Raw genomic sequence first — 23,213 nt, forward strand, 5'->3', positions numbered from 1 at the left:
AGGCACTCTCTCAAAGACCTGGCCGGGCCTCCGTGGAGAAAAGATGAAAGCACCCCAGTTCGCATTCAAGAAATTCGCAGCAGCAACGCTCGCTTGCGGTCTCGCAACGGCGTCGATGGCGATGGCCGCAGACAATCTGCCGGCCGCCAAGCCGCTGAAGCTCCCCGAACTCAAGTACGAAAAGTACACTCTGCCGAACGGCCTCGTCGTCCTCACTCACGAAGACCATCGCCTGCCGCTCGTCGCAATCGATCTCTGGTATCACGTCGGTCCTCTCAATGAGCGTGCAGGCCGCACCGGCTTTGCTCACCTCTTCGAGCACATGATGTTCGAAGGCTCCGAGCACGTCGGCGAAAAAGCTCACATCAAATATCTCGAAGGCGCAGGCGCTACCGACATCAACGGCACCACTGACTTCGACCGCACCAACTACTTCGAAACCCTGCCCAGCAATCAGCTAGAGCTCGGCCTTTGGCTCGAAAGCGACCGCATGGGCTTCCTCCTCGAAGGCCTCGACCGGACCAAGCTCACCAACCAGCGTGACGTCGTCCGCAACGAACGCCGCCAGGGCGAAGGCACACCCTACGCGTTGGCCGACGAGCAGGCTTACCACATGCTCTTCCCGCAGGATCATCCCTACTACGCCTCCGTCATCGGCTCCCATGCCGACATCGAAGCCGCCCGCATCAACGACATCCGCGACTTTCACCAGCACTTCTATACGCCCAATAACGCCAGCATCGCCATCGCCGGTGACTTCGACGCAGCAAAGCTGAAAGCGCTCCTCACAAAATACTTCGGCCCCATCCCACAAGGCCCTGCCGTCGAGCCAGTCACCGTAAAAACCCCGCCCATCACCGCTCAGAAGCGCGCCACTGTCACGGACACTGTCCAACTCCCGCGCCTCACCGTCGCATGGCTTACCCCTCCCGTCTTCACTTCAGGCGACGCTGAAACCGACCTCCTCGTTCACATCCTCGGCGGTGGCAAAGCCAGCCGACTGTATCGCAAGCTCGTCTATGAGCAGCAGGTCGCACAAACCGTCACCTGCGATCTCAACACCCTCAAGCTAGGCTCGGTCGCCAACTGTGACATCACCGCCAAACCCGGTGTCTCGCTCGAGACCCTGGAAGCAGCGCTTTGGAAAGAAGTAGCCAGTCTTCAGACAGACGGCCCCACCCAGGCCGAACTCGATCGCGCCCGCACCGTCGACGTCACTGCGAAGATCACCGGCCTCCAGCGCCTCGGCGGCTTCGGCGGCGTTGCCGACACGCTCGACCGCTACAACCAGTTCCTCGACGACCCCGGCTATCTTCCGAAAGACATCGCTCGCTACCAGGCCGCCACCCTCGCCTCGGTCAAGCAGGCCGCCGCGCAATACTTTGGCAAAGATCAAAGCGTCGTCGTCAGCTGCGTCCCGGGCAAAAAAGTAGTAGACGACGTCCCCCGCAGCCCTGACAACACCGATGCCGACGTCAAGCTCACGGCTCCCTACACCGCGCAATTTGAGGATCAACAGAACTGGCGCAAGACCGCACCCGCGCCCGGCCCAACCACGGCCTTCCATCTTCCCGTTCCAAAAACCTTCACCCTCGCCAACGGCCTGCAGGTCTATCTGCTCGAAGACCACTCGCTCCCGGTCTTCAGCGCTGCGGTTGTAGCTCGCGCCGGCAGCGAGTCTGACACCCCTGCTAAAGCTGGCCTCGCCGGCTTTACCGCCCGCCTCCTCACCGAAGGAACCACCCAACGCTCCGCCACGCAGCTCGCTGACGACGCCGAGCAGATCGGCACCGCGCTTACCTCCGTCGCAGACGTAGACAGTGCGAATGCCAGCCTCAACGCGCTCAGCAACAACACCGAAGCCGGCCTCGATCTCCTCTCCGACGTCATCGAACACCCCACCTTCGCACCTGACGAGGTCGAACGCATCCGCAAACAGCGCCTCGTCGCCATCCTCCAGGAAGGCGATCAGCCCGTAGCCTCCGTCCTTCGCGTGGGCTTCCACACGCTCTACGGAGACCATCCCTACGGCATCCGGCCCATCGGAAACACCGATGGCATCAAATCCATCACACGCGACGACATCGCAAGCTTCTGGCAGGCTCACTACGGCCCCAAAGACTCCGCGCTCGTCCTCGCGGGCGACATCAGCGAATCCGAGGTTAAACACCTCTCCGAAAAATACTTCAAATCCTGGTCGGGTGCAGCCTCCACAGCCGTCGCCGTTCCTGCTGCACCCACCCCACCCGGCCTCAAGATTGTCATCGTGGATAAACCCGGTGCCCCGCAGACCGCGCTCTTCGCAATCGGTCTCGGCCTTCCCCGCACCACCCCCGACTACCCCGCCGTCATGATCATGAACAACGTACTCGGCGGTCTCTTCGCGAGCCGCATCAACATGAACCTCCGCGAGGAGCACGGGTACACCTACGGGGCCACCTCAGGCTTCATGATGTACCGCACGGGAGGCCCGTTCTACAGCGGCGCCCAGGTCCGTACCGACGTCACCGCTCCTGCCGCCAAGCAGCTCATGCTGGAGCTCAACCGCATCCGTACCGATCCCCCCACCGATGCCGAACTCAAACTGGCAAAGGATTCTCTCCTCCATTCACTCCCCGGCGACTTTGAAACCACCAAAGCCTCCATCGGCGGACTGCGTCAACTTTTCGTCTACGGCCTCCCGCTCGACTACTTCGCCAAGCTACCCGCCAGATACGAAGCCGTAACGCCAGCCGAGGTCTCGAAAGCCGCTCAAACCGACGTCCATCCGGACCAGCTCATCCTGATGGCCGTTGGCGATCGCGCAAAGATCGAACCGAGCCTGAAGGAACTCAACCTCGGTCCAATCGAGTACCGCGACACCACCGGCAACCTCATCAAATAACGCACTCAAAACAGAAAGGCCGCAGAGCAATCACTCTGCGGCCTTTCTCATTTAACTAACTGTCTTCGCTATACGAAATCGCTAAGCCTTCCCGAGCACCTTCGCCATCGCCTCGCCAATCTCCGCTGGCGACTTCACCACGGTAATCCCAGCCTCGGTCATCGCCTTCATCTTCTCGGCAGCCGTACCCTCGCCGCCAGAGATGATCGCGCCCGCATGCCCCATCCGTCGTCCCGGAGGAGCCGTCTGTCCAGCGATGAATCCAACTACCGGCTTCTTCACATGCTCTTTGATGTACTTCGCCGCCGCCTCTTCGGCCGAGCCGCCGATCTCCCCAATCATGATGATCGCCTCGGTCTCCGGATCCTCATTCAGCAGCTTCAGCGCATCGATATGCGTCGTACCAATAATCGGATCGCCGCCAATTCCAATCGCCGTAGACTGCCCAATCCCGCGCGTAGTCAGCTGGTAAACCGCCTCATAAGTCAGCGTTCCCGACTTCGACACAATCCCAACTGAGCCTTCCTTATGAATCCGCCCCGGCATAATCCCGACCTTCGCCTTACCCGGAGAAATCACTCCCGGACAATTAGGTCCAATCAGCCGTGTCTTCGTTCCCTTCACAAACTCCCACGTCTTCACCATGTCGAGAACCGGAATTCCCTCAGTGATGCAAATCACCAGAGGCACACCCGCAGCCGAAGCCTCCAGAATTCCATCCGCAGCAAACGGCGGCGGCACAAAGATCACTGACACATTTGCGCCCGTCTCTTTCACCGCCTCTTCAACGGTGTTGAACACCGGCCAGCCTTCGTGCGTGGTCCCACCCTTACCCGGCGTCACACCACCAACCACCTTCGTGCCGTACTCCGCGCAGCCCTTCGCGTGAAAAGTCCCTTCACGCCCCGTAATTCCCTGCACAATCAGCCGCGTATTCTTATCAACCAAAACCGCCATTATTTGCCACCTTTCGCAGCAGCCACAGCAAGATCCGCGGCTTCCTTCATCGTCTGCCCCACCTGAAAGTTCAATCCCGAGTCAGCCAGAATCTTCCGGCCTTCTTCTACGTTCGTGCCTTCGAGGCGAAGAATGATCGGTATCTTCACGCCGAGCTTCTTCGCCGCGTTCACCACTCCCTGAGCCAGCACATCCACGCGCAGAATTCCGCCAAAGATGTTGATGAAGATCGCCTTCACATTCGGATCGCTCAGCAAAATCCCGAACGCATTTTCGATCTGCTCCTGATTCGCTCCGCCACCGACGTCAAGGAAATTTGCCGCACTGCCGCCGGCGTACTGAATGATGTCCATCGTCGCCATGGCAAGTCCCGCGCCATTCACCATGCAGGCGATCGTGCCATCGAGCTTGATGTAGTTCAGCGCAAACTTGCTCGCCTCAACCTCCAGCGGATCTTCCTCCGCAAGATCGCGAAGCTCCTTCAGATCCTTATGCCGGAACATCGCGTTGTCGTCGAAGTTGATCTTGCAATCGAGCGCCAGCAGCTTGTCATCCTTCGTCGTGATGAAAGGATTGATCTCCATCAGCGTCGAATCCGTCTCGACAAAAGCCTTATACAAGCCCGTCATAAACTTCACGGCATCATTGATCTGGGTAGGCTTCAGCCCCAGCTTGAATGCCAGCTTCCTCGCCTGATAGGGCGCAAAGCCCACCGCAGGATCGATGTACTCCTTGTAGATAAGTTCCGGAGTCTTATGCGCGACCTCTTCAATCTCCATCCCACCCGACTGCGAGGCCATAAACACCACCTTCGCCGAAGCCCGGTCGAGCACCAACCCAAGATAAAGCTCCCGATCAATCGCCGACCCCTCTTCGATCAGCAACCGCTGCACCTTCTGCCCCTGGGGTCCGGTCTGATGCGTCACTAACTGCATCCCCAGAATCGCCTTCGAAGCGTCATTCGCCTCGTGCAGCGCCTTCGCCAGCTTCACCCCGCCACCCTTGCCACGACCACCGGCATGAATCTGCGCCTTTACCACCGCAACAGCGTTTCCCGCGCCAAACAAGCTCTTTGCAGCAGTGTCTGCCTGCTCCAGCGTTGTCGCCATCTCGCCGTTCGGAACCGGCACACCATACTTCCGCAGAATCTCTTTAGCTTGATACTCGTGAATTTTCATAGGTTGTCTTCGAAAAACTTCGCCCGCGCGAGAAGTGTAGCGGACTCGAACAACAGCTCGCAATCGCAAACTCGCACAACCGTGCGGTTACCGCGCAACACAGATTAATGAATCAACAAGAATGTCGAACACTAACAGACTCGCGAATTTGCTAACCGTTTGACTGACGACTCGCTGCTCTTCTCCACCTGCTACGCTTTAAATTGATGCCGCCGCAACCTTATCTTCAGCAGATCCTCGAAGTCCGCACTCCTCTCACCCGCGAACAAGCCGGCGACCTGATGCATCAGATCCTAAGCGGCCAACTCACCGACATCGAGATCGCCGCTCTTCTTGGAGCTCTCGCTGCCCGCGGCGAAACTGCGTCCGAGATCGCAGGCTTCGTCGACGCCATGCGCACCGCCGTCACGGCCATTCAACTCACCGACGCAGAACGGCTCAATTTAGTAGACACCTGCGGCACTGGTGGTGACGCGAGCGGTACCTTCAACATCTCCACTGCCGCGGCTCTCGTCGCAGCGGCCACCGGAGCAACCTCTGGCGCAAACCTCATGGTCGCCAAACACGGCAACCGCGCCGTCACCTCGCAGACCGGCTCAGCCGATGTCCTCGAAGCCCTCGGCATTCCCGTCGACCTCAGCCCCGACGACGCCGCATCGAATCTACGCTCCCACCGCTTCGCCTTCCTTCACGCCCCCAGCCTTCACCCGGCAATGAAGGCCGTCATGCCCGTCCGCCGTGCCCTTGGAGTCCGCACTGTCTTCAACGTCCTCGGCCCCCTCACCAACCCTGCTGGAGCATCCGCGCAGGTAATGGGCGTCTACTCTCCGCACATGGTCTCCATCGTCGCCGAAGCCATGGCTCTCCTCGGCACTCGCCACGCCTTCGTGGTCCACGGCAACACCTTCCGCGAAAAAGGCCTCGACGAGATCTCCATCAGCGGCCCCAGCCAACTCGCTGAAGTTCACGACGGTGTCGTCACGATCACCACCATCACACCCGAAGATCTCGGCTTCCAGCGCTCCGACCTCGAGTCGCTCCGAGGAGGCAACGCGCAAACCAACGCTGCCATCCTCACCGCCATCTTCTCCGGCGAGCGAGGCCCGCGCCGCGACATCGTCCTCCTCAACGCTGCTGCCGTCCTCGTCGTCGCCGACCTTGCCCTCGACCTCCGGACAGGCATCGCACTCGCCGCCAAAACCATCGACTCCGGAGCCGTCACCAAACTCATCGCCAGCCTGAGCACTAAATCCTAAAGCGAGAAGTGGAGCAGACATGACCAGCAAACAGAATGGAAAGCAGCGAGTCTGTTTCATGCTTCAAGTCAAACCCGACCGCCTCGAAGAGTACCGTCTTCGTCATGCAGCCGTCTGGCCGGACATGATTGAGGCGTTGCAACGCACCGGCTGGCAGAACTACTCCCTCTTCCTCACGCCTCGCGGAGAGCTCATCGGCTACCTCGAAACCGACAACTTTCAGCTCGCACAAAGAAAGATGCGCGACGAACCCGTCAATGCACGCTGGCAGTCCGAAATGAAGGACTTCTTCGTCGAAACTGCCGGCAAAGACCCCGACCAACTCATGTCGCCCATCGACGAGGTCTTCCACATCGACTAGCGACGGCTCATCAACCGGAACCAAACCCACTCCCTCCTCGTACCTCATTCCAGCAGTAAGGAGCTCTCTCCACCATGTCGACCTACCCGCCGCCCTCTTCTTCCATCAACCCCGCCTTCGTCACCTCGGCCCTCGAACTTCCCGGCTTTCGCATCGTCCAGAACGTCGGCATCGTCCGCGGCATCGTCGTCCGATCGCGCAACGTCCTTGCGACTATCGGCGCAGGCCTCCAGACCATCGTCGGAGGCGACATCACACTGTTCACCGAGCTCTGCGAGAAGACTCGTCAGGACTCCTTCGCCATGATGACACTCCACGCTGCACAGCTCGGCGCCAACGCCGTCATCGCCTTCCGCTACGACGCCAACGAGCTCATGAACGGAGTCACCGAGGTGCTCGCTTACGGCACCGCGGTCGTCGTCGAAAAGCAGTAACGCAACGAAACTCCCCTTCAAGCACGCGTTTCGAAAACCATATTGAATGGCGTCTCTGCAGCTTTGCGGAAGTGCGTGAACCCGCCCTTTCGCACCACGTCTTCGATCCTCGCAGGACCAGCCTGCGCACCGAGGCCAAGCGCAACCTCCTGCGAAAGCGAACAAGGCACACAGATCGTCGCCGAAGCAGAGTAGTAGATCCGTCCCACGGGATTATGGTTTGTCGCAGTATCGTCGTTCGAGAACGGCTCGACAATCATCCACGTCCCGCCCTCTGCCAGAGTCGTCTTCACATACTTTGCGGCTCCCACTGGGTCTCCCATATCGTGCAGGCAATCGAAGAAGGCCACAAAGTCATAGTTCTTCCCCGGAAACGCCTTCGCCGGAGCCACTTGAAACGTCACACGATCCGCGACTCCCGCAGCCTTCGCCTTCTCGCGTGCCTTTTCAATCGAAGGGCTGTGATAGTCGAACCCAAAGAACTTCGAAGCCGGGTACGACTTCGCCATCAGCAGCGTCGACGCTCCGTGTCCGCAGCCGATATCTGCAACACGCGCACCGGCCTTCAGCTTCGCCTCCACTCCCTCGAGCGCAGGAATCCAGCTTGAGACAAGGTTCGCAAGATAGGTCGGTCGAAAAAACCGTTCACACCCTTCAAACAACCCCTTCTCATGCTCGTGCCAACCCATCCCCTTGCCCGTGCGATAGATCTCCGTCAGCTTCTCTTCATCCTTCATGAGCGAAGCCAGCATATGATAAAACCCCGGCAGATGCACCGGCGTGTCGTCCAGCGCCATCACCATCGCCTGCTCAGGAGTCAGAAAAAACGTCCCCTTCTCCGCGTCGTATTCCACCAGACGCCCGGCGGCATTTGCATTCAGCCACTCGCGCACATAGCGTTCCGCGGTCCCTGTCCGCTTGGCCAACTCCGCCGGAGTCACCGGAACTCCATCCCCCATCGCACGATAGAGGCCAAGCCTGTCGCCGATCAGGATCAGAGGTGCGTTCATCGCCGCACCCATATCCTGAACGACACGCCCCAACAACGCATTCAGCGCATCGGGATTGATCGTCCGCCCCTGTGGAGCGGCCTGTTGTGTTGTAGACATCGCAATCTCCTCGGAAAAAATAATCCGGGATCGCAGTAACGTCCTTGAATGTGCAGGAGCTCTTGATTAGCCACACGTACCGGCACGTTACGTCGCGCAGATCCTCGGGGCCCATCAACTGCCGACGAGCATACGCGCCACCAACTCCAAAGGTCAACGCGCAACCCCTGCCGCCTCCAAGACCCCCTGCAATCAATCTCTTGTGTATATACTCGACTTCAATTCAAGGAGGCTTCATGGCCCGAGTCACCGGCATAGGCGGCGTCTTCCTGCGCGCGCGCGACCCTAAATCCCTCTCAGCCTGGTACGTCAAACACCTCGGCATCACCCTCTCCGACTACGGCGGCGCCACCTTCCTCTGGACTGACGAAGTCCCCGCCGCCACCGGCATGACCACCTGGTCCCTCTTTCCAGAAAACAGCAAGAACTTCGGCCCAGGCAACGAAAAAGGCCCGCAACAGGCCATGATCAACTATCGCGTCGACAACCTCGACGAACTCCTCACGCAACTCGCCGCCGAAAACATCCCCATCGACCCAGACCGCCAGAGCGCCGACTACGGCCACTTCGCCTGGATCACCGATCCCGAGGGCAACCGCATCGAACTATGGCAACCCCTCGCAGACTAGTCATCTTTCGTCGAAAGGAAATCTCATGCCAACTCTCGAGATCGAATCCGAAAAGAGCATCCTCAACATCAAGCAGGCCGTACCGTTCTTCTGGGTCTCGAACATAGAAGCATCCCTCCGCTTCTACGTCGACGGCCTCGGCTTCACCAAAACCAAAGAATGGATCGACAACGGAAAGCTCCGCTGGTGTTGGCTCGAACGAGACGGCGCAGCCCACATGCTCCAGGAGTATGAGCCAGGCAAAGCCCCTTCGACCAAACGAGGCGAAGGGGTCTCAATCTGCTTCCAGTGCAACGATGCTCTTGCCATCTATCACCAGACCATTGCGCGAGGCCTTCACCCGCAACGCCCCTTCGTCGGCAACGGAATGTGGGTCGTCATCCTCACGGACCCCGACGGTTACAAATTAGACTTCGAGAGCCCCACCGACACCCCTGAGGAATCCATCTATCAAGCCCCAGACATATTCATCTAAAAAATAGGCTGGCGCCCATGGGACGCCAGCCGATGCACCTCGTCACAACAAGGGATGAATTTGTGAAGGAGAGGGAAGACAGGCCTCGAACCAACGTTCGAGGCCCTGTCATTCTTTCCGGCGTTAGTGCTTGAGGCCGTTCAACAGCTTGTTTGCGTCAAGCACTCCCAATCCCGCCGCATTGTCGTAGCCAAAGTCGGCTTTGTAGCCCCAGTTATCGCCGTCTCTGATATCCGTCGTAGCGCTCGCGCCAAGACGATAAAGAGCCGGATTGAGCTGCCCAACGCGATGGCCCAGACCCTCGACGAACAGCGCCGTAACGCCGTTCAACTGCGGTGCCACAAAGCTGGTGCCGCCTTCGAAGTCACCAAGCGAGTCCTCCTCGATAAACTGATAGCCGCTCTCCGGGTCTGCGTTGGTTGAAAGATCTGGCATGTTGCGGCCCAGGAAAAACGGCGGCAGTACGGTCTGCAACACCAACCCCGAACCGGTGTCCTCTTTGAATGTTTGCCCCGGCTTCGTCAAAGTGAAGCCAGGAGTAAAGAACTGATAAGTAGGCAGCGGCCAGTAGGAGCTGACTCCGCCACCATCACCCACCGAGAACACGGCCGACACCGGAATGTCTGCCGCATGTCCCTGCTCCGCCGCCTGGGTTGAGATGTAATCCCAGCTCCACGCCTGCTCGTGTTTCACGGTCAACACAACGCCGTCATTCAGCGAGAACGAGAACGGAAGTGTAGTCCCACCCGCCGCCGTCACCAGCGGATCGCTTGCCGGATGGTCGACAGCGTAAGGTGAGTTGCAGAGAGGATCATCCTCTGTAGCAGGTGGACCCGTCACCGGGCACCCACGAACCGTGTCAAAGGCGCCCGAGTCGCCGGTCGCTACAAAGAGAGTCTGTCCCTGCAGGGCCATCTCCAGGAACGCTTCGTGAAAAGCCTGCAGCATCCAGGTCTCTGATGCAGTATGGGTCGCGATGTCGTAGAAGTAGTCCAGCTCCGGTTGACCCCAGCTGGTCGAAACGGTATCCGCAATGTTCTCGGAAGCCGCTGCCTCGAACCCATTAATGAAGTTCGCATTGGTGATGTTCGGAGCAATGTAGACGCGGACGTTTGCGTTAGGCGCAAGCGCTCCCGACTCCTCCACATCGATGTCTGTCTCACCCTCACCATCCAGATTGTTGGTCGAAGCAGTCACGCCGCCGTCGACGTTCACCTTGGTGATTCGCGATTGCGAGACTTTAAGTCCAATCAGCTTCCAGAAGAGATACGCATCGGCCTCCTTGAAGTCGTTGAGCGTTACGATTCCGATAGTGGTTCCACGGCCGCTGATCCCGCGTGCATAGATTGGGTTGACGTCGTAAAAGTTTGCAAAGTCTGCAGGAAGATAATCGCCAGGCGTGCCACCGGTGAGCGCGCCAGGTACAGCCTTTGGCGTCACGCTATGCCCAACCGCCGGGGTGAGGTGCATCGGATGCGCATGAGACATCGTATTGATGCCACCGACGCCGAGGATCAAGCCCTGCAAGGAAGAGGGCAGCGTCACCGGAGTCGTTGAAGCCGTTCCCGTGCGGCCCTTGACCGTGAAGGTCTTCAGGTTCAGACCCAACACACTCGCGGCATTCGCGGTCGGGCTGATGGCCTCAATCGCAAGGTGGTTAGGATAAACATATTGAATCGTGAATCCCATGCCCTTGAGAGTCCGCTCTACCTTTTCCACCTGCGCATCGCTCGGAGCATAGCGGTTCACAAACTCCGAAACGCTGAGAAACTGGTGATAGCTCCGGCTGAAGGGATCCTGTAGCTCAGCAGCAGCAGCCTCCGCCTCGCGCGAATTGTTGAGTGGCAGGTAAAAAGTCACCGCAAGCACGTTGCCGATCGAGACATCCGATGCCTTCACGGTATTGCTGGTTGTTTGTCCGCTCGCCGACAGAGGCAGCAGAGCGATTCCTACCGCCGTCAGGCAGATAGAATGCACCATCGCGGTGCGAAGAGAACGTAGCTTCATGGAAGTAGCCTCACTAAATTGGTTTGCGTGTCTGAATCCATTGCATGGGACGACAAGACGTACAACGAACGTGGAATTGCCAGAGCAGGGTCTTGAGCGAGGTGCCGTCGGTGGATGGATACTACGGTCGTTCCGGCGTTCCGGTCAAGCGTCAAGATCATTTTTGCGTGAGACAACAACAAAGTTCGGTGATTTGCATATTTTCTGACTCTATTAAGCCCCCAATAAAACGGCAGGCGCTCTAACGAACGCCTGCCCCATAATCCAAACGCAGAATTTTGCAGCGTCCCTACTGAACAGCCTTCACGACCTGATTGATGAACGTCGTACCATTCGGCGTACCCAGGCCAGTCACGTTGTCCCAACCGGGAGCTGTGAACAGCGACGAGTCCGTTCCGAACGTGAACAGATCCCAGCGAGTCGAACTGTGGCTGTTGTATAGCGCGCTGACAAACAGCTTCGTGTTCTGCAGCGGCTGCGCCAAATCAGTCTGGCTTTCAAAGATCGGAGCATTCGGCGGATCGATGATAAGTCCGGACACATTCAGCAGCGTATCAACGGGCGTCAGATTGACGTCGATGATCGCCTTGTCAGGCAGTTCATAGAGGATCGGCGCCGCCTCTCCAATCGGCCCTCCTCCTGCCGCCTGGTTCGCAATCGCCCAAAGGCCGGAGAACATCGGACAAGACAGGCTGGTCCCGCCGGCCACTATAACCGTCACATTTGCAGGATTGCCATCAGGGGAAACGATGATCTCGCTGCCAGTCTGTGGGTCCGCATTCATGGAGATATCAGGCAACAGGCGGAACTTACCTTTCAGGCTCTTCTGGAACTTTGGCTTCGCATAAACAACGCTTGTGCCGCCTCCAGACCCGCTCTGAAAGCCGAGAAACGTGGGGGGAACAAGCGGCGCGTTAGGAGCTGGAGTGGTCAAAAAGGCAACGTTCAAGCCCCAACCCGTCTGCAGCTTAATGTCGTTCTTGGGGTCTAGAAACGTACTGGTACCGCCCACCGCCGTCGCAAACGGAGAGTCGGCATTCGCGTTGACTGACACCGCGTTGATCCCGAAGTCCTCATTATTGGTTATAAGTTGATCGCCATCGTCGCCGGTGGAAACGTTGAGCGAGATCCCTAATGCAGCAGCAATCTGCGCAATACCGTTCTCTACCACTAGTTCCGCTGGATCAAACTCCTTCAGCGCTATCTCCGAGATCCCGAAGCTGTTCGAAATCACGTTGCCATATTGGTTCCCGATCGCAGCCAGATCTCCAAGATCAAGATTGGTCAATGAGTTGTCGACAGTCAACACCAGGACGATGTTGGCGTTGGGAGCGATCGCGTGCGCCCATTCCACATCCAGCGTCGTTTCAAGCTGCCAGTCCCCTGCGATGCACCCGTTGGTCGCGGTACAGGTCACCGGGCCGGTCGGAGTGACGATCTGGAAATTTGAAGAGGTCAGAGCGGGCAATCCATTGAGTTGAGAGAACAAGTTGGCATCGGAAAGAATTGTGTTCGAACCGAAAGCATCCACGATGACGATGGTCTGGCCCGTACCATCCAAACCCTTTTTATAGAGCTGCTTTAGGCCATACGCAGTTTGGATCTCATTCGCGTCATAGCCGCACGGCGGCAGATTGGGCGCGGTATTGGTGATGTCGGCTCCATAGCGATTGCCTGCATAGAACGCCTCCGGGAAACTCCCATCGGTCTTGAAGACATGCGATTCCGCTGGACGGAGACAATCTCCGCTGAAGAACAGTCCATCGGCGCCGGCAGAAGAAGGAGAAACCCCCGCGTAAGGCACACCTGTTTCAGGATTGGCAGCACGCTTGACCATAGCTTTGTACCGAAGATCGCTCAACCCCTGCACCGTAGCCACCAGCGCACTCGCTGCTCCGGTAACCGTGGCTGGAGTCGCGTTGGCATGGTGCATCACTCCATCCACCATCACCTTGTTGATCTTGGTATTGAACGCCGTCTGCGCGGCCCCGACGTTACCCTGCGCCACCACAAAGCGATTGTTCTTCTCCGTCGAGGTCACCTTCAGGTTGTGAGCCGTCAGATAGTCGCGAACCGTCCCCACTTCCTTATCCGTCGGGGCATACTGCTCATTGAACTGCTTCAGCGTGAGGAATCGATGGTAGTTCGGAGAGCTTGAGTCATACATCTGGTCGACAGCCGTATCCAAAGCTGCCTTGTTATGCGGGTTGAGCCAGACCGTCACTGAGATCGGTTTTGACTCGTCTTCCGGCCCGACTATATTCGCGGTCTGGCCGGCTGGGGCAGCGAATGCCGAACCTGCCAGCAGCGCCATAACTCCAAGCGCTGCGAAGGTTAGGGGAGAAGACACACGATTACGAAAGGAGTGCTGCGTCATAGCAATATCCTCGTTGAATTGGGTTGTCCGTTCGAATCAGTTATGGGAGAAGTATCGGCGTGCAACGAAAGCAGGACTGTGAAGCTTCCTCTTTGGGGGCCCGGGGGATCGGTGGACGAATATTATGGTTGCCCCGTCCCTGCGGTCAAGCGTCCGGATCACTTTTGCGTGCCGTAAAAATAAAGTTCACAAACGTGTCACATTTTTCAGAGCATAAAAACACGCTACTAATTCACCACGTTTTCCATGCAATCCACCACGTTCTCACCAGCAAAAAACCACACTCAAAACGCTCTTTTCCGTAAAACCCCCAGCAAAAACCACAAATCTCCCTGAAGAAAAAATACGGACCGGAAATCCACCGCACCCCGCGTTTAGGATAGCGAGATACCCCGATCAAAGGCCTCCGCACAATGACCCACCCCATCCCAGGCAGAATCGAAGCCATCGTAGGCCCCATGTTCTCCGGCAAATCCGAGGAACTCATCCGCCGCCTGAAGCGCGCCCGCATCGCCCGCCAACGCGTCGCCTGCTACAAGCCCGACATCGATCTCCGCTATCACCGCACCTCGATCGCCAGCCACAGCTCGCAAACCCACGAAGCCACCACCGTCACCAACGTCGAGCACCTGAAAGCCGCGCTATTCCCACAGTTAGACGACATCGACGTCATCGGCATCGATGAGGCGCAGTTCTTCGACGACGCCATCATCCCACTCACCGTAGAGCTGGTTCATCTGGGCAAACGCATCATCCTAGCCGGCCTCGACACCACCTTCAGCGCCGAACCCTTCGGCCCCATTCCCGACCTTATGGCCATCGCCGACGAGGTCACCAAACTCTCCGCCGTCTGCATGGTCTGCGGTGCCCCCGCCATTCACACCCAGCGCCTCGGCCAAAGCCAGGAGCTCGTCCTCGTAGGCGCTGCCGGCCTCTACGAAGCGCGCTGCCGCACCCACTTCGAACCATTGCTCGACGAACACCACTCCGAGCAGCTCGAACTTCCGGCAATCGTCTCCATCTGACGAATCACGTCAAAAGGCCAACAAAAACGCCAGGGAGAGCAAGTCTCCCTGGCGTTTTGCTTTCAATTCAGGCGACGAAGATCAGTGCTTCGACACCATCTCCATCACATCCTTGCGCAACGCCAACGAACTAGCCGGCCGTGCGTAATACATATGCCCACCGGGGTATTCGTGCACCTGCACCCGCGTCGCATCGCCCATCGTCGGGATCTGGCTCACCGTCAGCACCGATCCCATGAACGGGCAGGACAGATCCGCCCATCCATGCGCAATCACGACACGCAGCTTGGGATCGGTCGCTACCGCGACTCGCAGATCGGACGCAGCAGCCGACCCGGAGAAGGCGCCATCATGTCCGCTCTGATCCCACATTCTGTTGACCTCGAACGACAGCGCGTTATAGCTCGCATCTGTCTTCCAGCCAACTGTTCGCGTGACAAAATCCACCATTGCGGTAGTGGTGGGCGCAATAATGCTCAACAAAATCGGGTCTTGTGTCTCCTGCGTCGGGTTGTAAGGGAACGGATCGTACGCCGTCACATTCGGGTCATACCGGCTGCCCAGCTTGCCCGTCTCGCGAAACTCCTCGCGCAGAAACGCCTGCGTCTCCAGCCGTCCACCCGACTGCTTGACGAACGTCGGATCGAGCCCGGTCAGCTCCGTCACCTTCTTTACCAGCCGAGGGGTCGCGGCCGGATCGCTGTTGCCTTTCATCAGATCCACCGCGTACTCCCCGCGTGTGTAGTCGATCACCTCGGCCATACTCTCGTTCGTCAGCTTGCCCTGCCGCTCATAGTTTGCAGCGACGATCGACGGCAGCGTCATCATCCATGGAATCGGCGAGAGATCCTGAGAACCGGCCTGCGGAGAGAGCGCCGGAGATACCAGGACGAGTCCATTCACGGCGACGCCGGTCTGCGACTGCAGATAAGCTGTCAGCCTCGGTCCGCGATACCCGCCATAGCTCTCGCCCACGATGTACTTGCGAGACTGCAGTCGCCCGTTCTTCACCAGCCAGTCGTAGATGTTCCGCGACAAATAGGCAATATCCTGGTCCGGGCCATAGAACTGCTTCTTTGCCTCTTCTTCGGAAACCAGCGACCGCGAAAAACCCGTCCCGATCGGATCGATGAACACCAGATCCGTAAAGTCGAGCCACGTCCCCGGATTGTCGGTCAGCGTCGCCGGGTCTGACGGGCTTTGTCCCTCAGCGCCAAACGCTACTCTCTTCGGTCCGATCGCGCCCAGGTTCAGATACACCGAGGCTGCGCCTGGGCCGCCATTGAAAGCGAACGTTACGGGCCGGTCCTTACCTTCGGCAACGTAGGAGGTGTAGACGACTTCGCCGCTCAACGCGCCTTTGCTGTCTCGCACAGGCAGAGTTCCAACCGTTACGGTGTAGTGCAGCGTCTTGCCTTCCATCTGCATGCTTTGCTCTACATGAGCGTCCGCTGGCAGGGGCGGCAACGTGGTGGACATTCCCGCCGTTGCAGCAGACTTCGCATCGGTAGGCTTGGCGTCGGCAGGTTTCGCATCCGAGGCAGCTTGCGCAACTGCGGATGGGACAGCTGGAGAGAAACTTGTAAGGAGCAAAGAAAAAACGAGGAACTTCGACAGGAACAGGGGTCGCGCTGAAATCATCTCCAAATTTTACATAGATGTTGCGAGCCTTCACGCAACCCAAACAAATACTTCGGTATTCTCATCAGGTAGTCGATCTGGAGATATGCCAATGCGCAAGACGCTCGCCGCCGCCGTGACTCTCAGCCTTCTCGCAGTTCCCGCCTTCGCCAAGCCTAAGAATGCTGTCGTCGTACCCATCAAGACCGCCACTGGCGAGGACGCAGGGACCGCAACCTTCAGTCCTTCCAAGAAGGGTGTCCATATCAAACTCGATCTCAAGGACCTCCCCGTTGGGGATCACGGCGTCCACATCCACGCCAAGCCACTCTGCGATGCGCCTGACTTCAAGACGGCCAGTGGCCACTTCAATCCAACCGACAAACAGCACGGCTTCCAGAACCCGGCGGGCCATCACGCGGGCGACCTCCCGACGAATGTCACCATCGGAGAAGGCCATCTCGGCCAAGCCACCTTCAACGTGGACTACCTCTCGATGGACCCCACCGCAGCGAACAGCATCCTCGCCAATGGCGGTACCTCGATCGTCATCCACGAAAAGGCAGACGACATGAAGACTGACCCCTCAGGTAACTCCGGCAATCGGATCGCTTGTGGCGTGATCTCAGCTCCGACCCCCTAACCACACGCAATGTCTGTGTTTTGAACCAATCAGAACGCCTGTGCGTATAGTCACGCATGGGCGTTTTACACATGGCGATTCCGACGGTGAGCCGACACGCAGGACTCAAGTCCGTGGCGCGCCGCCTGCCCCGAGTTGCTACACAGCACCTCACTCAACCGGCTCCCGGGTTTGTTGAGAGGCTACAGGTCCACCAACAAATCAATCCGGCTCCCGCTCCACGCGGTACACTGCTCCCACCGACAAAATCACTTGAGGCGAAGTTGGAGCGTACCCCGGAACAGGAAGCCGCGCAGGAAGCAGTCGCCAAACTGGTGCGCCAGTGCATGGCAGGTGACTCGCAGGCCTGGCAGCAGTTGGTCGCCTCGCAACATCGCCGCATCTACGCTATCTGCTACCGCTTTACCGGCTCAGGTAGCGACGCCGAGGATCTGACGCAAGAGGTCTTTCTCAAGCTTTATAAGAACCTTTCCAGCTTCGACACGCAAAAGGGCAGCTTTCAGACCTGGATTACCACGCTGGCCCGCAATCTTCTGGTCGACCATTTCCGCCGTACTCGCCTCGAGCGTGCCTCCGACTCTCTGGACGCTACCTTTGAAGGCGACGAAGATGGTCCCACCATGGGCGACCGGCTTGCTGACCCCCGGCCATCTCAGGAGCATCATGTCGCCGGTCTGGAACTCAAAGTTCGGGTTCAGAACGCACTCAAACAACTCTCCCCTGAGCTTCGCGAAGCTGTTATTCTGCGCGATCTCGAGGATATGGATTACAAAGAGATATCCCAGGTTCTCCGCATACCCGAAGGTACGGTAAAAAGCCGCATCAGTCGCGGTCGCGGGGAACTTGCAAGGCTTTTGCAACGTATAGAAGGGCAGGTGGTTTAAAGTGGCAGACTTCAACAAATTCGGCAGCGGCGGGCCCGGTGGACCCGGCGATCCACAGCACTGCGCGCAATGCGAAGCGATGCTCGTGGATGCACTCGATGGCACTCTGTCGAAGGCAGATCAGGCCACCTTCGACACCCACATGATCGGCTGCCCCAGTTGTGCAGCACTGCTCGCTGATGCTCAACGCGGAGCGGCGTGGATGGAGATGCTTAGGTCTCCCCGTCCTGAGCCACCCGCCTCGCTTTTTGAGAGCATCCTCGCCCAGACCAGCGGCAAATCGTCCCTTGGTCCCGTCAAAGAAGACCAGCCCCCCATCGTCCTCGGTAGAACTGATTACCTTCGTACACCGACCCCTCTCCCCGGCCATTCGTCGCTACTCCCTCCCTTGGGCGCACCCCTCGCAACCAATCCTTTCGCCTCTGGCAAGGTTCTTCCTTTCCGTACTCGCGTCACCCATGGGCTTCGTTCCTTAGGCCAGACGATGTTGCAGCCGCGTCTCGCAATGACTGCTGCCATGGCTTTCTTCTCTATCGCACTCACTATGAACCTCACCGGGGTTCGCTTCAGTCAGCTTCACGCCAGCGACCTCAAACCCTCCAGCATCCTGCGCAGTTGCTACGAGGCCAAGGCAAAGGTCGTGCGCTACTCAGACAACCTTCGGGTCGTCTACGAACTCGAGTCTCGCGTCCGCGATTTGCAACGCTCATCGGATGATGAGGGATCGGCCGGAACGGTTAGCACGCCGGCCAACCAGAACGACCCCGCCGCCCAGCAGAACCGCAAACCTGCAGGGCAGCAGCCGGATGATCCAAAGGATCAAAAGCCCGGCCAGAAGAACGACCAGAAGCAGAACAGCCCCAAACCCAACCCTGGCTCCAGCCGGCGCGAAATTCCCGGCGGAAATGTCCAGCTAGTAGCGTCTGTTAGTACCCGGGCCCCTCTCCCCTTCCAGTCTCAGAATTTTGTTGTCTTTACTCCCAGTGTCATTAAGTTGGAAGGGGGATTGGTATGAACTGCGCAAACCATCCTGATCGTGAACGTGTTGCTTTTTGCCAGAACTGCGGCAAGCCACTCTGCCAGGAGTGCACCCGCACTGTCGGCTCTGCTGTCTTCTGCGAACCCTGCCTTGCTGCCAGACTCGCGGGTGCTGGATCTCCCCCACCTGCTGGCGGAACCTACACAACCGGCCCCTCGGGCGGCACTTACACTTACAGTGGAAGCGAAGCTGGCGTGAACTACTCCGTTAGCGGCGTTGTCCCACCCCCTACTCCTCCCGGAGCACCCAATCCCGGCTTAGCCGCGCTGTTGGGCTTCATTCCCGGCGTCGGCGCCATGTACAACGGCCAGTACGCCAAGGGTGTCGTGCACCTGGTAGTCTTCGCGATTCTTGTCAGCCTCGCAGACGAGCACGGCATCTTCGGCATCTTCATCGCCGGCTGGATGTGCTATCAGGTGATCGAGGCCTACCACACTGCTAGAGCCCGTCGCGATGGCACTCCTCTCCCGAATCCTTTTGGCCTGAATGATCTCGGCGAGCGTCTTGGCTTCGGAAAATCCTGGCCTGGCACCAGCCATTCGGGTTCTCCTGCTCCCTTCGTTCCGCAGGACACCGCAACGACCGCCACCTCAGATTCCGCCGCGAGCAGCACTTACACCCCACCTGCCACAGGTTACCCTCCCCAACAACCCTCAGCTGCCTGGGGATCTCCGTGGGAAAGCTACGCCGCACCACCCGTAACTCCCATCCCGCCCTACGGCACAGCTGCTTACCCAGTCGATCCCAACCTGAATCTCCCGCGTAATCGCTTTCCCGCGGGCGCTCTCTGGCTCATCGGCCTGGGCTGCGTCTTCCTGGTCGGAAATGCTGGCCTCTTCCATCACTTTCCCATCCACCGAATCATCCCCTTCTTCCTCATCGGACTCGGCGTCTGGCTCTTCGTCCACAAGATGACCGGCACAGGAACGGGTCTCTCCGACGACGGCACCCCCGCGTACCAGTATCGTCTCTTCAGCGCACTTCGCGGTTCCATCTGGGTTATCCTCGTCGGCGTCTTGTTCCTGCTCGACTCTTTTGACATCCTCTCCTGGTCCCATAGCTGGCCATTCTTCATCATCGTTGCCGGTCTAATGGCAGTCTTTCAGCGCACCTCTTTCAACTCGGCCGCCGCAGTTGCTTATCCGTACGGAGTCGCCCCCGCTCCCCCGGCCGCAGCTCCTCCCACCAGCACCAACATCGTTCCCTCCAGCCAGCACGATCAGGAAGGGAGCTAGTCAATGGGAAGCTATCCGCCGCCACCTTATCCACCACCGCCCGGCCCTCCCTACGGAGGCGATTGGAAATATCAGCGTCGCGTTCTCAAGGAACAAGCCCGCGCACAACGCGACATAGCCCGCGCTCAGCGTGATGCCTACCGGTACCAAGCTCGCAGTCTCAGGCGTAGCTCTATCCTTGGGCCCCTGCTACTTATCACGATCGGCATCCTCTTTCTGCTCGTGCAGACTGGACGGATCGGAGCTCACAGCTTGTGGGATTGGTACGGGCGCTTTTGGCCGCTCCTGCTGGTCGGCGCCGGAGTTGTCATGCTTCTGGAATGGGCATACGACCAGTACATGCAGTCGGACTCCACCCAACCCCGATATCGTCGCCGTCTCGGTGGTGGCGTCTTCACGCTGCTGCTGATCTTGGGCATCACGGGCATTGTCTTCAGCAGCGTTCGAAACGGCAACGGTCACAACTACGTCCTCAACGGCCTAAACCTCAACCAGGACAACATTGACGAATTCCTTGGCGATAAGCATGAGAGCGACCAGACTCTTTCTCAGTCCTTCCCTGCCAACTCAGGCTTCACCGTCGACAATCCTCGCGGCGACATCTCCATCTCCGGTACCAGCGACGACAACCAGATCCACGTCTCCGTTCACAAAGAGGTCTACACTCGCTCTGACTCCGACGCCGACGGCAAAGCTCAACGCCTCAATCCAAGCCTCAGCAGTTCTGGCGGAAACACTCTAAATCTTTCCATACCCGCGATCGACGGCACCCGCGCGGATCTCACCATCACGATCCCGGCGACAGTTCCTACTATCATCACTGCTAACCATGGCGACGTCCACGTCAGCGCCCTCAAGGCGCCACTGCAAGTCACCGCCAACCACGGCAACATCGAGCTTAGCGCAATCACCGGTCCGGTCATTACGCACGTCAACAATAGCGACTCTGACCTCTCTGCGCACAGCGTCTCGGGGCCTCTCACCATTCAGGGTCGCGGCCATGACACGACTCTCTCCGATCTCAGCGGTCCCGTCAATATGAGCGGTGATTTTTTCGGCACCACCCACTTCGAGCGCATTCGCGGCCCCATTAAGTTTCATACCAGTCGCACAGATCTTCAGTTTGCCCGTCTCGATGGCGAGATCGATATCAGCCACGCCGACATCTCCGCCAGTGAAGCCGTCGGCCCTTTGACTCTGACCGCAGGCAATCGCAACGTCACACTCGACCGAGTCGCCGGAGACGTCACTGTCACCAACCGCAATGGGTCAGTCGATCTTACGAGCGCTCCTCCCCTTGGGAATGTCACCGTGGAGAATCGCAACGGCTCCGTGAATCTGACTCTTCCCGAACAATCTAATTTCGGTTACCAGCTCGATGCCACTAATGGAAACATTGAAAGCGACTTCTCTCAAATCAAGTCCGACGACGATGACGACAAAAAGAACGTCATCAGCGGCACGATTGGCAAGGGAGGCCCACTTCTGCATATCTCCACGAGTCAGGGCGACATCTCGGTGAAGAAAGGAAGCGTGATGCCACTGCCTCCAATGCCTCCAATGCCAAAGATTACTTCGATGCCACCCGATGCGCGTCAAGCCATGGAAGAGGCGAAGCAGGAGGCGCGTGAAGCTGCTCGTGAAGGCAAAGAGGCCGCTGCGGAAGGCAAGCGTGAAGGAAAGGAAGCTGCGGACGAAGCTAGACGCGAGGCTAAAGAAGCAGCCGATGAAGCTAACCGCGCGGCGAAAGATGCGAAACAGCAAAAAGATCCGAACGAATAAGCTCAACCCAATGGATCAGGTTTCTTCTGACTCCATGCAGAGAAAGCGCGAGCTTGCTAGGTGTGCGTCTCATTGTTTTTTCGCGATCATCACTGCGGCCGGCGGGTGGATCCCATAAGTTTCGGCAAAGCTCCTCTGATTGATTCCTAGACTCAACCGCCCGCGCGAGTCAATATAGGCCAACGGCTTTCCGACCGCTACATCGCTGAAGGTCTTCACAAAGGGCAACTGATAGGTACGTCCATTCACCTGAACCGGCACCGTATCGCCTACTTTGTACCCCAGTTTCGCAAACGTTTCCGCTGGTACATTCAACACTAGGTTTCCGAACGGTCCATCAGTGCCGATCACCTCCCCATGCAACCCCGCGTCATCCACGGTCGCTGTACGAAGATCTAGCCTCACAAGACTGGCAACATCAACGGGGGGGCCAGCCGTAGCCCAATCGTCACCCCGGGCCAAGTGCGCACCAGCCGGAGAAAAGATGTCCCTTCCATGAAAAGTGGACGATGTCTTTGCCCCGATCATCCACTCCTGATTGGTTATTTCTCTTGCCCCTTCGATCCCGTCTCGATCCTGCACCAAGGTCAACAGGCCGTTGTCCGGCAATACAAAGAACTGCCCCTTCTTGGAGCGCGCGATGATCGCTCGCCGCGTACTCCCTACAGTAGGATCGATGACCACCACGAACACTGCATCTTTCGGAAAGTAAGGAGCCGAGCCAGCGAGAAACCTAGCCCCCTCCGCGATGTCATACGGAGTCGCTTGGTGCGTAATGTCGATGACCTGGACTCCAGGCGCTACATCGTTCATCACCGCCTTGCAGATTCCCACAGCATCGTCCTTCACATCGAAGTCGGTCATGAACCCGATCGTGCGGAGCGCTTTTGCTACGCTTTGAGACTGCGATTCAGATGAGGCTTGTTGTGCGCGAGTCAACTGTGCCGATCCGTACAAACCAACTAGCACCAAAGCAAAGAGAGCTTTTCTGACTAAATTGACGTGTCTCAAAGTCATAACTCCGGAAGAATGAAGTAGCGGTAACTATGAATCTAACTCATAGCCACTCTGCATGCGGAGCTACAGTGATAGCGAATATATAGCTGGGGGTAGCTCATGAAATAAAAAAGCCCCATTCTCGAAAGAATGGGGCTCTGTAATATGCCGGCGATCACCTAATCTCCCACACACTTACGCGTGCAGTACCATCGGCCCAACGAGGCTTAACTTCCGTGTTCGGGATGGGAACGGGTGTGACCCTCGCGGTAAACTCACCGGCAAACTTTAGAAATATCGCTCTCGCGATCTTCCACAACTG

The 23,213-nt window shown here is 58.2% G+C and carries 19 protein-coding genes and 1 rRNA gene; 12 read left to right on the plus strand and 8 right to left on the minus strand.

From position 1 onward, the window contains the following. Positions 1-43: 43 nt before the first annotated feature. Complete coding sequence (locus RBB77_RS20675) at positions 44-2,884, plus strand: M16 family metallopeptidase (protein ID WP_353063599.1); 2,841 nt, start codon at positions 44-46, stop codon at positions 2,882-2,884. A gap of 81 nt (positions 2,885-2,965) precedes the next feature. On the opposite strand, the gene sucD is transcribed toward RBB77_RS20675, so the two are convergent. Together sucD and sucC are read right to left on the minus strand one after the other, a co-directional pair. Further along, complete coding sequence (gene sucD / locus RBB77_RS20680) at positions 2,966-3,841, minus strand: succinate--CoA ligase subunit alpha (protein ID WP_353063600.1); 876 nt, start codon at positions 3,839-3,841, stop codon at positions 2,966-2,968. After that, the gene (gene sucC, locus RBB77_RS20685) at positions 3,841-5,019 is read right to left on the minus strand and encodes an ADP-forming succinate--CoA ligase subunit beta (protein WP_353063601.1); all 1,179 of its coding nucleotides are present in this window, start codon (positions 5,017-5,019) and stop codon (positions 3,841-3,843) included. The genes sucD and sucC overlap by 1 nt, the downstream gene beginning before the upstream one ends. A 206-nt stretch (positions 5,020-5,225) precedes the next feature. Between sucC and trpD the strand changes: the two genes are divergently transcribed. The 3 genes from trpD to RBB77_RS20700 all read left to right on the plus strand — a co-directional run bounded on the left by trpD (position 5,226) and on the right by RBB77_RS20700 (position 7,070). Further along, positions 5,226-6,275, plus strand: coding sequence for an anthranilate phosphoribosyltransferase (trpD, locus tag RBB77_RS20690; protein ID WP_353063602.1), 1,050 nt, complete (start codon positions 5,226-5,228; stop codon positions 6,273-6,275). 19 nt (positions 6,276-6,294) lie between these two features. Continuing rightward, positions 6,295-6,636 (plus strand): L-rhamnose mutarotase, encoded by a 342-nt coding sequence (locus tag RBB77_RS20695; RefSeq protein WP_353063603.1) that lies wholly within the window; start codon positions 6,295-6,297, stop codon positions 6,634-6,636. Between the two features lie 74 nt (positions 6,637-6,710). Continuing rightward, positions 6,711-7,070: a YbjQ family protein gene (locus tag RBB77_RS20700; protein WP_183978250.1), complete on the plus strand. Its 360-nt coding sequence runs from the start codon at positions 6,711-6,713 to the stop codon at positions 7,068-7,070. Between the two features lie 17 nt (positions 7,071-7,087). On the opposite strand, the gene RBB77_RS20705 is transcribed toward RBB77_RS20700, so the two are convergent. Continuing rightward, complete coding sequence (locus RBB77_RS20705; RefSeq protein WP_353063604.1) at positions 7,088-8,179, minus strand: class I SAM-dependent methyltransferase; 1,092 nt, start codon at positions 8,177-8,179, stop codon at positions 7,088-7,090. A gap of 236 nt (positions 8,180-8,415) precedes the next feature. Between RBB77_RS20705 and RBB77_RS20710 the strand changes: the two genes are divergently transcribed. Together RBB77_RS20710 and RBB77_RS20715 are read left to right on the plus strand one after the other, a co-directional pair. Beyond that, entirely contained in the window at positions 8,416-8,808 is a 393-nt protein-coding gene (locus RBB77_RS20710) for a VOC family protein (RefSeq protein WP_353063605.1), read from the plus strand. A gap of 25 nt (positions 8,809-8,833) precedes the next feature. Continuing rightward, positions 8,834-9,283, plus strand: coding sequence for a VOC family protein (locus tag RBB77_RS20715; RefSeq protein WP_353063606.1), 450 nt, complete (start codon positions 8,834-8,836; stop codon positions 9,281-9,283). A 123-nt stretch (positions 9,284-9,406) separates the two neighbouring features. Here the strand turns inward: RBB77_RS20715 and RBB77_RS20720 are convergent, their stop codons facing one another. After that, a complete protein-coding gene (locus RBB77_RS20720; protein WP_353063607.1) occupies positions 9,407-11,290 on the minus strand; it encodes a S53 family peptidase in 1,884 nt (627 codons plus the stop codon). Positions 11,291-11,579: 289 nt separating this feature from the next. After that, entirely contained in the window at positions 11,580-13,667 is a 2,088-nt protein-coding gene (locus RBB77_RS20725) for a S53 family peptidase (protein WP_353063608.1), read from the minus strand. A 413-nt stretch (positions 13,668-14,080) separates the two neighbouring features. On the opposite strand from RBB77_RS20725, the gene RBB77_RS20730 reads away from it, so the two are divergent. Further along, the gene (locus tag RBB77_RS20730) at positions 14,081-14,692 is read left to right on the plus strand and encodes a thymidine kinase (protein ID WP_353063609.1); all 612 of its coding nucleotides are present in this window, start codon (positions 14,081-14,083) and stop codon (positions 14,690-14,692) included. An 81-nt stretch (positions 14,693-14,773) separates the two neighbouring features. Here RBB77_RS20730 and RBB77_RS20735 read toward each other — a convergent pair whose 3' ends face one another. Next, positions 14,774-16,285: a S10 family peptidase gene (locus tag RBB77_RS20735; RefSeq protein ID WP_353063610.1), complete on the minus strand. Its 1,512-nt coding sequence runs from the start codon at positions 16,283-16,285 to the stop codon at positions 14,774-14,776. 139 nt (positions 16,286-16,424) lie between these two features. Here RBB77_RS20735 and RBB77_RS20740 point away from each other — a divergent pair, with 139 nt between their 5' ends. From RBB77_RS20740 to RBB77_RS20760, 5 genes are read left to right on the plus strand one after another with little or no spacing between them, the layout of a single operon-like run. Next, entirely contained in the window at positions 16,425-16,955 is a 531-nt protein-coding gene (locus RBB77_RS20740) for a superoxide dismutase family protein (protein ID WP_353063611.1), read from the plus strand. Between the two features lie 56 nt (positions 16,956-17,011). Continuing rightward, a complete protein-coding gene (locus tag RBB77_RS20745) occupies positions 17,012-17,839 on the plus strand; it encodes an RNA polymerase sigma factor (RefSeq protein WP_353063612.1) in 828 nt (275 codons plus the stop codon). A 1-nt stretch (position 17,840) separates the two neighbouring features. Then, the gene (locus tag RBB77_RS20750; RefSeq protein ID WP_353063613.1) at positions 17,841-18,854 is read left to right on the plus strand and encodes an anti-sigma factor family protein; all 1,014 of its coding nucleotides are present in this window, start codon (positions 17,841-17,843) and stop codon (positions 18,852-18,854) included. Further along, the gene (locus RBB77_RS20755) at positions 18,851-20,113 is read left to right on the plus strand and encodes a B-box zinc finger protein (protein WP_353063614.1); all 1,263 of its coding nucleotides are present in this window, start codon (positions 18,851-18,853) and stop codon (positions 20,111-20,113) included. Before RBB77_RS20750 ends, RBB77_RS20755 begins: the two co-directional genes overlap by 4 nt. Positions 20,114-20,116: 3 nt before the next feature. Then, on the plus strand, positions 20,117-21,895 hold the full coding sequence (locus RBB77_RS20760) for a DUF4097 family beta strand repeat-containing protein (RefSeq protein ID WP_353063615.1): 1,779 nt from the start codon (positions 20,117-20,119) through the stop codon (positions 21,893-21,895). Between the two features lie 69 nt (positions 21,896-21,964). Here the strand turns inward: RBB77_RS20760 and RBB77_RS20765 are convergent, their stop codons facing one another. After that, on the minus strand, positions 21,965-22,759 hold the full coding sequence (locus RBB77_RS20765) for an SAM hydrolase/SAM-dependent halogenase family protein (protein ID WP_353063616.1): 795 nt from the start codon (positions 22,757-22,759) through the stop codon (positions 21,965-21,967). A gap of 298 nt (positions 22,760-23,057) precedes the next feature. Continuing rightward, positions 23,058-23,174, minus strand: a 5S ribosomal RNA gene (rrf, locus tag RBB77_RS20770). Between the last annotated feature and the right edge of the window lie 39 nt (positions 23,175-23,213).

The sequence above is a fragment of the Tunturibacter psychrotolerans genome (genome assembly GCF_040359615.1).
Lineage (GTDB): Bacteria > Acidobacteriota > Terriglobia > Terriglobales > Acidobacteriaceae > Edaphobacter > Edaphobacter psychrotolerans.

Excerpts from the sequence above, each read along its gene's own strand:
- RBB77_RS20760 (WP_353063615.1), top strand. The coding sequence starts at position 20,117 with ATGGGAAGCTATCCGCCGCCACCTTATCCACCACCGCCCGGCCCTCCC.
- RBB77_RS20700 (WP_183978250.1), top strand. The coding sequence starts at position 6,711 with ATGTCGACCTACCCGCCGCCCTCTTCTTCCATCAACCCCGCCTTCGTC.
- RBB77_RS20715 (WP_353063606.1), top strand. The coding sequence starts at position 8,834 with ATGCCAACTCTCGAGATCGAATCCGAAAAGAGCATCCTCAACATCAAG.
- RBB77_RS20720 (WP_353063607.1), bottom strand. The coding sequence starts at position 11,290 with ATGAAGCTACGTTCTCTTCGCACCGCGATGGTGCATTCTATCTGCCTG.
- RBB77_RS20755 (WP_353063614.1), top strand. The coding sequence starts at position 18,851 with ATGAACTGCGCAAACCATCCTGATCGTGAACGTGTTGCTTTTTGCCAG.
- RBB77_RS20730 (WP_353063609.1), top strand. The coding sequence starts at position 14,081 with ATGACCCACCCCATCCCAGGCAGAATCGAAGCCATCGTAGGCCCCATG.
- sucC (WP_353063601.1), bottom strand. The coding sequence starts at position 5,019 with ATGAAAATTCACGAGTATCAAGCTAAAGAGATTCTGCGGAAGTATGGT.
- RBB77_RS20725 (WP_353063608.1), bottom strand. The coding sequence starts at position 13,667 with ATGACGCAGCACTCCTTTCGTAATCGTGTGTCTTCTCCCCTAACCTTC.
- RBB77_RS20745 (WP_353063612.1), top strand. The coding sequence starts at position 17,012 with ATGGGCGTTTTACACATGGCGATTCCGACGGTGAGCCGACACGCAGGA.
- RBB77_RS20675 (WP_353063599.1), top strand. The coding sequence starts at position 44 with ATGAAAGCACCCCAGTTCGCATTCAAGAAATTCGCAGCAGCAACGCTC.
- RBB77_RS20710 (WP_353063605.1), top strand. The coding sequence starts at position 8,416 with ATGGCCCGAGTCACCGGCATAGGCGGCGTCTTCCTGCGCGCGCGCGAC.
- trpD (WP_353063602.1), top strand. The coding sequence starts at position 5,226 with ATGCCGCCGCAACCTTATCTTCAGCAGATCCTCGAAGTCCGCACTCCT.
- RBB77_RS20705 (WP_353063604.1), bottom strand. The coding sequence starts at position 8,179 with ATGTCTACAACACAACAGGCCGCTCCACAGGGGCGGACGATCAATCCC.
- RBB77_RS20740 (WP_353063611.1), top strand. The coding sequence starts at position 16,425 with ATGCGCAAGACGCTCGCCGCCGCCGTGACTCTCAGCCTTCTCGCAGTT.
- RBB77_RS20765 (WP_353063616.1), bottom strand. The coding sequence starts at position 22,759 with ATGACCGACTTCGATGTGAAGGACGATGCTGTGGGAATCTGCAAGGCG.
- sucD (WP_353063600.1), bottom strand. The coding sequence starts at position 3,841 with ATGGCGGTTTTGGTTGATAAGAATACGCGGCTGATTGTGCAGGGAATT.
- RBB77_RS20695 (WP_353063603.1), top strand. The coding sequence starts at position 6,295 with ATGACCAGCAAACAGAATGGAAAGCAGCGAGTCTGTTTCATGCTTCAA.